Here is a 12,539-nt window from a genome sequence, read left to right as displayed (position 1 = left end):
CCCGTCAGATGCCCCGGTCATGCCGCGGGTCGGCCGGGGGACGACATCGTGGGACCGACCTGCGGAATGGCGGAGTCCACCCCTTCGGGGAGTCGGACGGCGCGTTGGGCACCCTCCCCGCGCGACCCCAAATAGCGTCCAGTAGGGTTTGGTCCGCATAAACATCCAAACCCCTGCCCGCGGCCGGGGCGGCGACCGACCAGCGAGACGGCCGTAGCCGACCAGCGCGGGCCGAGACTCTCGGGAAGGCGCTACGTGAGTCCCAACGGCTCCGACCGCTCGTCGCGGCGCCCGATGCGGCGGAAGCTGCCGCAGGTGCTGACTGCGGGCCTGATCCTGGCGACAGCCACCGGCTGCTCGTACAACTGGGAAGACTTCCCCCGCCTTGGTATGCCCACCCCGGTGACCGAAGAGGCGCCCACGATCCTCTCCCTCTGGCAGGGCTCGTGGGCGGCTGCGCTCGCCACGGGTGTCCTCGTCTGGGGGCTGATCCTGTGGTCCGTCTTCTTCCACCGGCGCAGCCGCACCAAGGTGGAGGTACCTCCGCAGACGCGGTACAACATGCCCATCGAGGCGTTGTACACGGTCACCCCGCTCATCATCGTGTCGGTGCTCTTCTACTTCACCGCGCGCGACGAGTCGAAGCTCCTCACGCTCACTCCCAAGCCCGCCCACACCATCAACGTGGTCGGCTACCAGTGGAGCTGGGGCTTCAACTACATCGAGAACGTCCCCGGGGTGGAGGGTGACGCGAAGACGGCCCCCAACCTCGAGGGGCTTCCGGACCGGTACAAGAAGCAGTTCCCGGACAACGCGGGCGGCGTCTACGACGCCGGCATCCCCGGTGACCGGAACCCGCAGACCGGCAACCCGGGCCCGACGCTGTGGCTGCCGAAGGGCGAGAAGGTCCGGTTCGTCCTGACCTCGCGCGACGTCATCCACTCCTTCTGGGTCGTCCCCTTCCTCATGAAGCAGGACGTCATCCCGGGTCATCCGAACGCCTTCGAGGTGACTCCGACCCAGGAGGGCACCTTCCTCGGCAAGTGCGCCGAGCTGTGCGGTGTCGACCACTCCCGGATGCTCTTCAACGTCAAGGTGGTCTCTCCGGAGCGCTACCAGCAGCACCTGAAGGAGCTGGCGGAGAAGGGGCAGACCGGCTACATCCCGTCGGGCATTGAGCAGACGGACCCGGCCAGGAATGCGGAGAAGAAGCAACTGTGAGCATCCTCAACGAACCCCAGGGTGCCGCCGCAGCAGCTGAGGACTCGTACGAGAACGAGCTGCCCGTCCGGCGCAAGCAGCCCGGCAATGTCGTGGTGAAGTGGCTGACCACCACCGACCACAAGACGATCGGCACGATGTACCTCGTGACGTCGTTCGTCTTCTTCTGCATCGGCGGTCTGATGGCGCTCTTCATGCGCGCCGAGCTGGCCCGTCCGGGCACGCAGATCATGTCGAACGAGCAGTTCAACCAGGCGTTCACGATGCACGGCACGATCATGCTGCTGATGTTCGCGACGCCGCTGTTCGCCGGTTTCGCGAACTGGATCATGCCGCTGCAGATCGGCGCGCCCGACGTGGCGTTCCCGCGGCTGAACATGTTCGCGTACTGGCTGTACCTCTTCGGCTCGATCATCGCGGTGGCCGGCTTCCTCACCCCGCAGGGTGCGGCCGACTTCGGCTGGTTCGCCTACTCCCCGCTGTCGGACGCCGTCCGCTCGCCGGGTGTCGGCGCCGACATGTGGATCATGGGTCTGGCCTTCTCCGGCTTCGGCACGATCCTCGGTTCGGTCAACTTCATCACCACGATCATCTGCATGCGCGCTCCGGGCATGACGATGTTCCGCATGCCGATCTTCACCTGGAACGTGCTGCTGACCGGTGTGCTGGTCCTGCTCGCCTTCCCGGTCCTGGCGGCCGCGCTGTTCGCCCTGGAGGCGGACCGCAAGTTCGGCGCCCACGTCTTCGACGCCGCCAACGGCGGCGCCCTGCTGTGGCAGCACCTCTTCTGGTTCTTCGGACACCCAGAGGTGTACATCATCGCCCTGCCGTTCTTCGGCATCGTCTCCGAAGTGATCCCGGTCTTCAGCCGCAAGCCGATGTTCGGCTACATCGGCCTGATCGCCGCGACCATCGCGATCGCCGGTCTGTCCGTGACCGTGTGGGCCCACCACATGTACGTCACGGGCGGCGTCCTCCTCCCGTTCTTCTCCTTCATGACGTTCCTCATCGCCGTACCGACCGGCGTGAAGTTCTTCAACTGGATCGGAACGATGTGGAAGGGCTCGTTGTCCTTCGAGACACCGATGCTCTGGACGATCGGCTTCCTGGTCACCTTCACCTTCGGTGGCCTGACGGGCGTCATCCTGGCCTCGCCGCCGATGGACTTCCACGTCTCCGACTCGTACTTCGTCGTCGCGCACTTCCACTACGTCGTCTTCGGCACCGTGGTCTTCGCGATGTTCGCCGGCTTCCACTTCTGGTGGCCGAAGTTCACGGGCAAGATGCTGGACGAGCGGCTCGGCAAGATCACCTTCTGGACGCTGTTCATCGGCTTCCACGGCACCTTCCTGGTGCAGCACTGGCTGGGCGCCGAGGGCATGCCGCGTCGTTACGCGGACTACCTCGACGCCGACGGCTTCACCGCGCTGAACACGATCTCGACGATCTCCTCGTTCCTGCTCGGACTGTCGATCCTGCCGTTCCTGTACAACGTCTGGAAGACCGCCAAGTACGGCAAGAAGATCGAGGTCGACGACCCGTGGGGCTACGGCCGCTCGCTCGAGTGGGCGACCTCCTGCCCGCCGCCGCGCCACAACTTCCTCACCCTGCCGCGGATCCGCTCCGAATCCCCGGCGTTCGACCTGCACCACCCGGAGATCGCGGCGATCGACCAGCTCGAGAACCACGGTGCCGAGAAGGCCCTCGCGGGTGAGAAGGAGGCCGGCAAGTGAAGATCCAGGGCAAGATGTTCATCTGGCTGAGCGTCTTCATCCTCGCCATGGCGATCCTCTACGGCGTCTGGTCGAAGGAGCCGGTCGGCACCACGGCGCTCTTCCTCGCCTTCGGCCTGTCCATCATGATCGGCTACTACCTGGCCTTCACGGCCAAGCGTGTCGACGCGATGGCGCAGGACGACAAGGAGGCCGACGTCGCGGACGAGGCCGGCGAGGTGGGCTTCTTCGCCCCCCACAGCTGGCAGCCGCTCTCGCTGGCCATCGGTGGCGCGCTCGCCTTCCTCGCCGTCGCGATGGGCTGGTGGATCCTGTACTTCTCCACCCCGCTCATCCTGGTCGGCCTGTTCGGCTGGGTGTTCGAGTTCTACCGCGGTGAGAACCAGAACCAGTAGCAGGACCCGCAGGACCCCGAGGGGCCCGGCCGCTTCGTCACCGAAGCGGCCGGGCCCCTCTTTTGCAGCACTCGGCGCGCTCGCCCCGAGGATTGTTCTTACGGTGATGTCATGAACGACACGCCGCGCATTCGGACTGTTGTGAGCTGCACCCTGCTGGCCGTCACCGTCTCCGCGGGCACCACCGCCTGCTCGGGCTCGGAGGGCCACCCGCTGTCCACGAGGCCGTACGACGCGGCGCAGCAGATCTCCTTCAGCGCTCCGGCGGACGGCAGGAAGGCCGACCCGGACAAGGCGCTGGAGATCACCGCCAAGGGCGACGAGGGCCGCATCACCGATGTGACGGCCGTCGACGCGGCCGGGCACCACCTGGCCGGCGAACTCACCGCGGACGGCCTGCGCTGGCGCTCCACGGGCTCCCTGACCGCTGGCGCCCGCTACACCGTCAAGGTCGCCACGGAGGACGGGGACGGCGCTCCCGGCACCCGTACGTTCACGTTCGAGACGGCTCCGGCCAAGCGGGCGCTCACCGTGAAGTTCGGCCCGGAGGCGGGCAAGTACGGCGTCGGGCAGCCGATCACGGCCGACCTGAGCCTGCCGGTGAAGGACAAGGCGGCCCGGGCGGTGGTCGAGCGGGCCCTCAAGGTGCGTTCCACGCCGTCCGTGGAGGGCTCCTGGCACTGGGTGGACGACGAGAAGCTGCACTTCCGTCCGAAGGAGTACTGGCCCGCGGGCGCGGCGATCGCGGTGAGCGCGAACCTGGACGGGGTCAAGGTCGGCGACAAGCTCTACGGCGGCGAGTCGAAGCCGCTGAAGCTGACGATCGGCGACCGGATCGAGGCCGTCGCGGACGCCGGCTCGCACTACATGACCGTGCGGCGCAACGGAGAAGTGATCAACACCATTCCGGTCACCACCGGGAAGCCGGGCTTCTCCACCCGTAACGGGATCAAAGTGGTGCTGGGCAAGGAGTACTTCGTCCGGATGCGGGGCACCAGCGTCGGCATCGCCGCGGGCAGCTCGGAGTCGTACGACCTGCCCGTCTACTACGCGACGCGCGTCACCTGGAGTGGTGAATACGTCCACGCCGCGCCGTGGTCCGTCGGATCGCAAGGAGTTGCGAACGTCAGCCACGGCTGTGTCGGCATGTCGACGGGGAACGCGGCCTGGTTCTTCGAGACCGTGCGTCCGGGCGACATCGTGAAGACCGTCAACAGCTCCGGCGACACGATGGACGCCTTCGGCAACGGCTTCGGCGACTGGAACCTGCCCTGGGACGAGTGGCGTCAGGGCAGCGCGCTGGTGGCCGACGCCAAGAACCGCACCGCCCCGACCGAGATCGCCCGCCTACGGCCGTCGATCTAGGCCGTGCCCGGCCGGGCGGAACGTACGGGACGGGCCTCCGGGGCCCGTCCCGTACGCACCTCACGCGTCGATGGCGAGCCGTGTGCGCAGCAGGGCCGCGAGGGAGGCCGCGAAGTCCACCGGCTCGACCGGGAGGGTCACCGCGGCGTCCGCGCGGCTCCAGGTGGCCAGCCAGGCGTCCTGCGGGCGGCCGATCAGCAGCAGCACCGGCGGGCAGTGGAAGACCTCGTCCTTGATCTGGCGGCAGACGCCCATCCCGCCGGCGGGCACCGCCTCGCCGTCCAGGACGCAGACGTCCACGCCGCCCTCGTCGAGGCGCTTCAGCACCGCCGGGAGTGTCGCGCACTCGATGTACTCGACCGGGGGAACGTCGGCCGCGGGCCTGCGTCCCGCGGCGAGCCGCACCTGCGCGCGGGTGTTCGCGTCGTCGCTGTAGACCAGGACCGTGGCGCTCGACTGCATCGTTCCTCCGTGAAGGTCATCAACCGATGCGGCGGATGCTACTCCGTCCCACACCCCGTCAACACCGGTTCGACCCCGGTTGGGAGACCTCTTCGATGGGCCGTTCGGGCTGGACACACCCCCCTGACACTCCGAACGGCACCCCCCGGAGTGAGGGCGGGATAAGCGACCGACATAATGTCGGTCGTGGCGACAGTAACGACAGTAGAAACCGGGCACGCGCACCCGTCGGTCAATCGGCCGAACCTCACCAGCGTCGGAACCATCATCTGGTTGAGTTCCGAGCTGATGTTCTTCGCGGCCCTCTTCGCGATGTACTTCACCCTGCGATCGGTGACGGGAGCCGAGTTCTGGGCGGAAAAGGCCTCGGCCTTGAACTTCCCGTTCTCGGCCACCAACACCACGATCCTGGTGCTCTCCTCCCTCACCTGCCAGCTCGGCGTCTTCGCCGCCGAGCGGGGCGATGTGAAGAAGCTCCGGACGTGGTTCATCATCACGTTCGTGATGGGTGCGATCTTCATCGGCGGCCAGGTCTTCGAGTACACCGAGCTGGTCAAGCACGAGGGCCTCTCGCTCTCGTCGGACCCGTACGGCTCCGTGTTCTACCTGACCACCGGCTTCCACGGCCTGCACGTGACGGGCGGTCTCATCGCCTTCCTGCTGGTCCTGGGCCGGACGTACGCCGCCAAGAGGTTCACTCACGAGCAGGCAACCGCCGCCATCGTCGTGTCCTACTACTGGCACTTCGTCGATGTCGTCTGGATCGGCCTCTTCGCCACGATCTACATGATCAAGTAATCGGGCGCCTCTCGGCGCACCGAGACATCCAGCAAGCATCGACGCAGAAGATCCTGACACCGGGGTAATCCGTGAAAAAGCTCTCCGCACGACGACGCCATCCGCTGGCGGCGGTCGTCGTCCTCCTTCTCGCGCTGGCGGCCACTGGGGGGCTGTACGCCGCCTTCGCGCCCGCGGGCACGGCGAAGGCCGATGAAACCGCCCAGTCCCTCGCCATCGAGGAGGGCAAGAAGCTCTACTCCGTCGGCTGCGCCAGCTGCCACGGAACCGGCGGTCAGGGAACCTCTGACGGCCCCTCCCTGGTCGGCGTCGGCTCGGCGTCCGTGGACTTCCAGGTCGGCACGGGCCGCATGCCGGCCCAGCAGCCGGGCGCCCAGGTCCCGAAGAAGAAGGTCATCTACACGCAGGCTGAGATCGATCAGCTCGCGGCGTACATCGCCTCTCTCGGTGCCGGCCCCATCACGCCGAAGGCGTCGCAGTACAGCCCCGACGGTGCCGACATCGCCCGCGGCGGCGACCTGTTCCGCTCCAACTGCGCCCAGTGCCACAACTTCACCGGTGAGGGCGGCGCGCTGACGCACGGCAAGTACGCCCCGAGCCTCGAAGGCGTGAGCCCGAAGCACCTGTTCGAGGCCATGCAGACCGGTCCTCAGAACATGCCTTCCTTCCCGGACACGACGATGCCCGAGAAGGAGAAGAGGGACATCATCGCGTACGTCCAGGCCGTCAACAGCGACAAGTCGGACAGCCCCGGCGGGCTCTCGCTCGGTGGCCTCGGCCCCGTCAGCGAGGGTCTCTTCGGCTGGATCTTCGGGCTGGGCACGCTGATCGCCGTTGCCGTCTGGGTCGCGGCCCACACCGCTAAGGCCAAGAAGTCATGAGTACCCAAGAGATTCCAGAAGAGAACCTGCCCAGTGAGCAGGACACCGCGCACGGCGCGGTGAAGGTCGCCGACGACCCGTTCGCCGACCCGGGCCTTCCGCCCCACAAGCCGCGCATCCAGGACATCGACGAGCGGGCCGCCAGGCGGTCCGAGCGTGCGGTCGCCTTCATGTTCACGCTGTCGATGCTGGCCACCGTCGGCTTCATCGCGTCGTACGTGATCTTCCCGGTCGACAAGATCGTCTACATCTGGCCGTTCGGCCGGGTGAGCGCGCTCAACTTCGCCCTGGGATGGACCCTCGGTCTGGCGCTCTTCTTCATCGGCGCGGGCGCGGTCCACTGGGCCCGCACCCTGATGTCCGACGTCGAGGTGGCGGACGAGCGTCACCCGATCCAGGCCTCCCCGGAGACCAAGGCGCAGGTGATGGCGGACTTCGCGGCCGGTGCCGCCGAGTCCGGCATGGGCCGGCGCAAGCTGATCCGCAACACGATGTTCGGCGCGCTGTCGCTCGTACCGCTCTCCGGCATCGTGCTGCTGCGTGACATGGGTCCGCTGCCCGAGAAGAAGCTCCGCAGCACGCTGTGGGCCAAGGGCAAGCAGCTCATCAACATGAACACGCACGAGCCGCTGCGTCCCGAGGACGTCGCGGTCGGTTCGCTGACCTTCGCGATGCCCGAGGGCCTCTCGGAGCACGACCACGACTTCCAGACCGAGATCGCCAAGGCCGCCCTGATGATCGTCCGCATCCAGCCGGACGACATCAAGGACAAGCGCGAGCTCGAGTGGTCGCACGAGGGCATCGTCGCCTTCTCGAAGATCTGCACCCACGTGGGCTGCCCGATCTCCCTGTACGAGCAGCAGACGCACCACGTGCTCTGCCCGTGCCACCAGTCCACCTTCGACCTGTCCGACGGCGCCCGCGTCATCTTCGGCCCGGCCGGTCACGCCCTTCCGCAGCTGCGGATCGGTGTGAACGACAAGGGCTTCCTCGAGGCGCTCGGCGACTTCGACGAGCCCGTCGGCCCTGCCTTCTGGGAGCGCGGATGAGCACTACGACCGATACGCAGAAGAAGGCCCCCGCCGGTGAGCGGGTCGCCGACTGGGCCGACGGCCGTCTGGGTGTCTACACCCTGGCCAAGGCCAACATGCGGAAGATCTTCCCGGACCACTGGTCCTTCATGCTCGGTGAGATCTGCCTCTACAGCTTCATCATCATCATCCTCACGGGTGTGTACCTGACGATGTTCTTCCACCCGTCGATGAACGAGGTGGAGTACCACGGCAGCTACATCCCGCTGCAGGGTCAGCTGATGTCCGAGGCGTTCAACTCGACCATGCGCATCTCGTTCGACGTGCGCGGTGGTCTGCTCATCCGGCAGATCCACCACTGGGCGGCGCTGGTCTTCATCGCCGGCATGTTCGTGCACATGATGCGCGTGTTCTTCACCGGCGCCTTCCGTAAGCCGCGTGAGATCAACTGGCTGTTCGGCTTCCTGCTGTTCTTCCTGGGCATGTTCACCGGCTTCACCGGCTACTCGCTCCCGGACGACCTGCTCTCCGGCACCGGTGTCCGCTTCATGCAGGGCGCGATCCTGTCCGTGCCGATCGTCGGCACGTACCTGTCGATGTTCCTGTTCGGCGGGGAGTTCCCCGGCGGCGACTTCGTGGCCCGGTTCTACTCGGCGCACGTGCTGCTGCTGCCCGGCATCATGCTCGGCCTCGTGGTGGCCCACCTGATCCTCGTCGTGTACCACAAGCACACGCACTACGCGGGTCCCGGCCGCACGAACAAGAACGTCGTGGGCATGCCGCTGCTGCCGGTCTACATGGCCAAGGCCGGAGGCTTCTTCTTCCTGGTCTTCGGTGTCATCTCGATCATCGCGGCGATCGCCTCGATCAACCCGATCTGGGCGCTCGGCCCGTACCGTCCGGACCAGGTGTCGACCGGCGCCCAGCCCGACTGGTACATGGGCTTCGCCGAGGGTCTGATCCGTGTCATGCCGGGCTGGGAGATCAACCTCTGGGGCCACACGCTGGTCCTCGGTGTGATGATCCCGCTGATCCTCTTCCCGCTGGTCCTGGCGGCGATCGCGGTCTACCCGTTCATCGAGTCGTGGATCACCGGTGACAAGCGCGAGCACCACATCGCGCAGCGCCCGCGCAACGCTCCGTCGCGCACCGCCTTCGGTGTCGCCTGGATCACCGCGTACATGATCATGCTCGTGGGTGGCGGCAACGACATCTTCGCGACCCACTTCCACCTGTCGATCAACTCGATCACCTGGTTCGTCCGGATCGCGTTCTTCGTCGGACCGGTCATCGCGTTCATCGTCACCAAGCGGATCTGCCTCGGCCTCCAGCGCCGGGACCGGGACAAGGTGCTGCACGGGCGCGAGTCCGGCATCATCAAGCGCCTGCCGCACGGTGAGTTCGTCGAGATCCACGAGCCGCTCAGCCAGGGCCAGCTCTACGCGCTCACGGCGCACGAGCAGTACGAGCCCGCGGAGCTGCCGGCGGGGGTCGACGAGAACGGTGTCGAGCGCAAGGTAAGCCGGATGGAGAAGCTCCGGGTCCGGCTCAACCGGAGCTACTACGGCGAGGACAGCCAGATCCCCAAGCCCACCGCCGAGGAGTACAAGGAGATCACCAGCGGCCACGGCCACCACTGATCACCTGACCTGAAGGTCGCCACAGCGAGAGCCCCGTCCATTCGATGGACGGGGCTCTTTGCCGTCCCCCCGGATGGATAGGGTGGGCGAGTATCCGTCTCGTTACGGCAATGACCAGGAGCTGCCATGAGCGCTGTGACCCCCGCTGGAGGACCTACCACGGCGGGCCGCTCCTGGCCCGCGGTCCTGGACGGCCTGCTGACCGGCCGCGACCAGAGCGCCGAGGACACCGCCTGGGCGATGGACCGGATCCTGCGGGGCGAGGCCACCGACGCCCAGATCGCCGGCTTCGCCGTCGCGCTGCGCGCCAAGGGTGAGACCGTCGAGGAGATCACCGGACTCGTCCGGACGATGTACGAGCACGCCAACCTCATCGAGGTCCCGGGCGCCTCCGTGGACATCGTCGGCACGGGCGGCGACGGCGCCAAGACCGTCAACATCTCCACCATGTCGGCGATCGTGGTGGCCGGCGCCGGGGCCAAGGTCGTCAAGCACGGCAACCGGGCCGCGTCCAGCGCGAGCGGGGCCTCCGACGTCCTGGAGAAGCTCGGCGTCAACCTGGAGCTGACCCCGCGACGGGTGGCCGAGGTCGCGGAGGAGGCCGGGATCACCTTCTGCTTCGCGGTGAAGTTCCACCCCGCGCTGCGGCATGTGGCCGCCGCCCGCGGCCAGCTGGGGATCCGGACGGTCTTCAACTTCCTCGGTCCGCTCACCAACCCCGCCCGAGTCAAGGCCCAGGCGACCGGCGTGGCCGACGCCCGGATGGCCCCGATCATGGCGGGCGTGCTCGCTGAACGCGGTTCCTCGGCGCTCGTCTTCCGCGGGGACGACGGCCTCGACGAGCTGACCACCACGGCCACCTCGCGGGTGTGGGTGGTCCGGCACGGCACGGTCCGCGAGGAGGCGTTCGACCCGAGGGACGTCGGCATCGACATCGTCCCCGTCGAGGCGCTGCGCGGCGCCGACGCCTCGTACAACGCCGATGTGGCCCGTCGGCTGCTCGCGGGCGAGACCGGTCCCGTACGGGACGCGGTGCTGCTCAACTCGGCGGCGGCGCTCACGGCGCTGGAGCCGGGGGAGGGCACCCTGGTGGAGCAACTGCGCGAGGGGATCGCGAAGGCGGCCGAGTCGATCGACTCGGGAGCCGCCCGCAAGGCGCTGGAGCGCTGGATCACCGCCAGCAACGCGTAGTCACGACCCCAGGCCGTGTCCCGAGAGTCTCGCCCCCGCCCTGCGGGGCGGACGCCGGACCCTCCGGACACCCCCTGATCGGTCGGCGCGCGGCCCCGTCCCGGAATGCGGTACGGGGTTGCGCGGACACGATCAGCTGACATACGTTCTGTGCCAGGTCATGAGTGACAGCTAGGAAGCCCCGGCTTGCTGTCCGGCAACCCTCCGTCCGTGGCGGGGTGCCCCGGGTGAAGACCAGGCCGTGGACAGCAAGGTCCACGGCAAGCGCGGACCCCTCGAAGCCTTGGGGTCCTGGTCCTCAGGGAGCCTCTTGTGAGCAAGCGAATGCGATAGGGCCCTTCCGCCCCTTCTTCCGCATACCCCTTTTTCTTTTCCCAGCGCTGCCGCGTGTCCGCCGGCGCGGGATCTCGCCTGCCTCGTACGGGAGTTCGCCATGTCTGTCTCCACCGTTGCCGCCGACCAGTCGGTTTGTGCCCCGCTGCCCGTTCTGGGACGCGATGTGACCGTCCCGCTCGTCACCGGGGGCGAGGTGACGTACGCCGCGCTCGACTACGCCGCCAGCGCGCCGGCCCTCCAGCGGGTCTGGGACGACGTGGCCGCCTACGCGCCGTACTACGGCAGCGTCCACCGGGGCGCCGGCTACCTCTCGCAGCTGTCCACCGACCTGTTCGAGAACAGCCGCGCCACCGTCGCCGCCTTCCTCGACTGCCGCCCGGACGACCAGGTCGTCTTCACCCGCTCCACCACCGACTCCCTCAACCTGCTTGCCGCCGCCCTCCCCGCCGGCTGCGAGGTCTTCGTCTTCGAGACCGAGCACCACGCCTCGCTCCTGCCGTGGCAGGACGCCCGGGTCACCTACCTCAACGCCCCGCGCACCCCCGCCCAGGCCGTCGAGACCCTGGAGCGCGCGCTCGCCGACCGGGCCGCCGCGTCGGAGGCCGAAAGCCCCGCCCTCGTCTGCGTCACCGGGGCGTCCAACGTCACCGGCGAGCTGTGGCCGGTGCGCGAACTCGCCGCCGCCGCGCACGCCCATGGCGCCCGGATCGTCGTCGACGCCGCCCAGCTCGCCCCCCATCACCCGCTCTCCGTACGGGAGTTGGACGTCGACTGGATCGCCTTCTCCGGGCACAAGCTGTACGCCCCGTTCGGCTCGGGCGTCCTCGCGGGCCGCGCCGACTGGCTCCAGAGCGCCGAGCCGTACCTGGCCGGCGGCGGCGCCTCGCGGAAGGTCGCCCGCCGTGCCGACGGGGGAGTGGACGTCGAATGGCACACCACCGCCGCCCGCCACGAGGCCGGGTCCCCGAACGTCATCGGCGTCTACTCCATCGCCTCCGCCTGCAAGGCGCTGACCGAGGCCGGCTTCGACACCCTCGTCCAGCGCGAGCGGCAGCTGATCGCGACCGTGCGCGAGGGCCTGGCCGAGGTGCCCGAGGTCAAGGTGCTCTCGCTCTTCGGCGACGACGCCCCCCGGGTCGGCGTCATCTCCTTCGTGGTGGAGGGCTGGAACAGCTCCCACTTCGCCGCGGCGCTCTCCGCCGAGTACGGCATCGGCGTCCGGGACGGCCTCTTCTGCGCCCACCCGCTGGTCCGCACCCTGCTGGGCGGCGACCAGCAGCAGGTCGGCGAGTGCGGAGCCCCGGAGGGCGAGCCGGGCGAGAAGTCGCTGAACGCGATCCGGGTCAGCTTCGGGGCCGGTACGCCGGACGAGCACGTGGAGCGTTTCGTACGGGCCGTCAAGGAGCTGGTCCGGGACGGCGCGCAGTGGAAGTACCGCACGGAGGACGGACGCTGCGTCCCCGACCGCGGCTGAGCAGCCACTCGT

General features: G+C 68.1%; 11 protein-coding genes and 1 riboswitch. Of the genes, 10 read left to right on the top strand and 1 reads right to left on the bottom strand.

Features of this window, described 5'->3' with window-relative positions:
- Positions 1-255 precede the first annotated feature (255 nt).
- The 4 genes from ctaC to ACZ68P_RS01810 all read left to right on the top strand — a co-directional run bounded on the left by ctaC (position 256) and on the right by ACZ68P_RS01810 (position 4,714).
- On the top strand, positions 256-1,221 hold the full coding sequence (gene ctaC, locus ACZ68P_RS01825; protein WP_471001042.1) for an aa3-type cytochrome oxidase subunit II: 966 nt from the start codon (positions 256-258) through the stop codon (positions 1,219-1,221).
- Positions 1,218-2,954, top strand: coding sequence for an aa3-type cytochrome oxidase subunit I (gene ctaD, locus ACZ68P_RS01820; RefSeq protein ID WP_365719011.1), 1,737 nt, complete (start codon positions 1,218-1,220; stop codon positions 2,952-2,954). Before ctaC ends, ctaD begins: the two co-directional genes overlap by 4 nt.
- Positions 2,951-3,349, top strand: coding sequence for a cytochrome c oxidase subunit 4 (locus ACZ68P_RS01815; RefSeq protein WP_365719009.1), 399 nt, complete (start codon positions 2,951-2,953; stop codon positions 3,347-3,349). Before ctaD ends, ACZ68P_RS01815 begins: the two co-directional genes overlap by 4 nt.
- Before the next feature lie 111 nt (positions 3,350-3,460).
- The gene (locus ACZ68P_RS01810) at positions 3,461-4,714 is read left to right on the top strand and encodes a L,D-transpeptidase (RefSeq protein WP_471001038.1); all 1,254 of its coding nucleotides are present in this window, start codon (positions 3,461-3,463) and stop codon (positions 4,712-4,714) included.
- Between the two features lie 60 nt (positions 4,715-4,774).
- On the opposite strand, the gene ACZ68P_RS01805 is transcribed toward ACZ68P_RS01810, so the two are convergent.
- A complete protein-coding gene (locus ACZ68P_RS01805) occupies positions 4,775-5,176 on the bottom strand; it encodes a response regulator transcription factor (RefSeq protein ID WP_471001035.1) in 402 nt (133 codons plus the stop codon).
- 177 nt (positions 5,177-5,353) lie between these two features.
- On the opposite strand from ACZ68P_RS01805, the gene ctaE reads away from it, so the two are divergent.
- The 6 genes from ctaE (at position 5,354) to ACZ68P_RS01775 (ending at position 12,527) form a co-directional block, all read left to right on the top strand.
- Positions 5,354-5,974 (top strand): aa3-type cytochrome oxidase subunit III, encoded by a 621-nt coding sequence (gene ctaE / locus ACZ68P_RS01800; protein ID WP_015033013.1) that lies wholly within the window; start codon positions 5,354-5,356, stop codon positions 5,972-5,974.
- Positions 5,975-6,045: 71 nt separating this feature from the next.
- Positions 6,046-6,855, top strand: a complete 810-nt coding sequence (gene qcrC, locus ACZ68P_RS01795; protein ID WP_471001032.1) for a cytochrome bc1 complex diheme cytochrome c subunit — start codon at positions 6,046-6,048, stop codon at positions 6,853-6,855.
- Complete coding sequence (gene qcrA, locus ACZ68P_RS01790) at positions 6,852-7,904, top strand: cytochrome bc1 complex Rieske iron-sulfur subunit (protein WP_471001029.1); 1,053 nt, start codon at positions 6,852-6,854, stop codon at positions 7,902-7,904. Before qcrC ends, qcrA begins: the two co-directional genes overlap by 4 nt.
- Positions 7,901-9,526 carry a cytochrome bc1 complex cytochrome b subunit gene (gene qcrB, locus ACZ68P_RS01785; RefSeq protein WP_471001026.1) on the top strand — a complete coding sequence of 542 codons (1,626 nt, stop codon included), beginning with the start codon at positions 7,901-7,903 and terminating at the stop codon, positions 9,524-9,526. Before qcrA ends, qcrB begins: the two co-directional genes overlap by 4 nt.
- 126 nt (positions 9,527-9,652) lie before the next feature.
- Positions 9,653-10,717 (top strand): anthranilate phosphoribosyltransferase, encoded by a 1,065-nt coding sequence (trpD, locus tag ACZ68P_RS01780; protein WP_471001024.1) that lies wholly within the window; start codon positions 9,653-9,655, stop codon positions 10,715-10,717.
- A gap of 156 nt (positions 10,718-10,873) precedes the next feature.
- Positions 10,874-10,990: riboswitch (SAM riboswitch) on the top strand.
- Between the two features lie 160 nt (positions 10,991-11,150).
- A complete protein-coding gene (locus ACZ68P_RS01775) occupies positions 11,151-12,527 on the top strand; it encodes an aminotransferase class V-fold PLP-dependent enzyme (protein WP_471001022.1) in 1,377 nt (458 codons plus the stop codon).
- Positions 12,528-12,539 lie beyond the last annotated feature (12 nt).

Source organism: Streptomyces sp. NPDC036822, from assembly GCF_055609145.1.
The sequence above is the reverse complement of the archived record's forward strand: the minus strand, read 5'-3'. Positions and strand labels throughout refer to the sequence as shown.

Coding starts and splice junctions, on each gene's coding strand:
- ACZ68P_RS01775 (WP_471001022.1), top strand. CDS start 11,151: ATGTCTGTCTCCACCGTTGCCGCCGACCAGTCGGTTTGTGCCCCGCTG.
- ACZ68P_RS01805 (WP_471001035.1), bottom strand. CDS start 5,176: ATGCAGTCGAGCGCCACGGTCCTGGTCTACAGCGACGACGCGAACACC.
- ACZ68P_RS01810 (WP_471001038.1), top strand. CDS start 3,461: ATGAACGACACGCCGCGCATTCGGACTGTTGTGAGCTGCACCCTGCTG.
- ctaE (WP_015033013.1), top strand. CDS start 5,354: ATGTCGGTCGTGGCGACAGTAACGACAGTAGAAACCGGGCACGCGCAC.
- qcrB (WP_471001026.1), top strand. CDS start 7,901: ATGAGCACTACGACCGATACGCAGAAGAAGGCCCCCGCCGGTGAGCGG.
- trpD (WP_471001024.1), top strand. CDS start 9,653: ATGAGCGCTGTGACCCCCGCTGGAGGACCTACCACGGCGGGCCGCTCC.
- qcrA (WP_471001029.1), top strand. CDS start 6,852: ATGAGTACCCAAGAGATTCCAGAAGAGAACCTGCCCAGTGAGCAGGAC.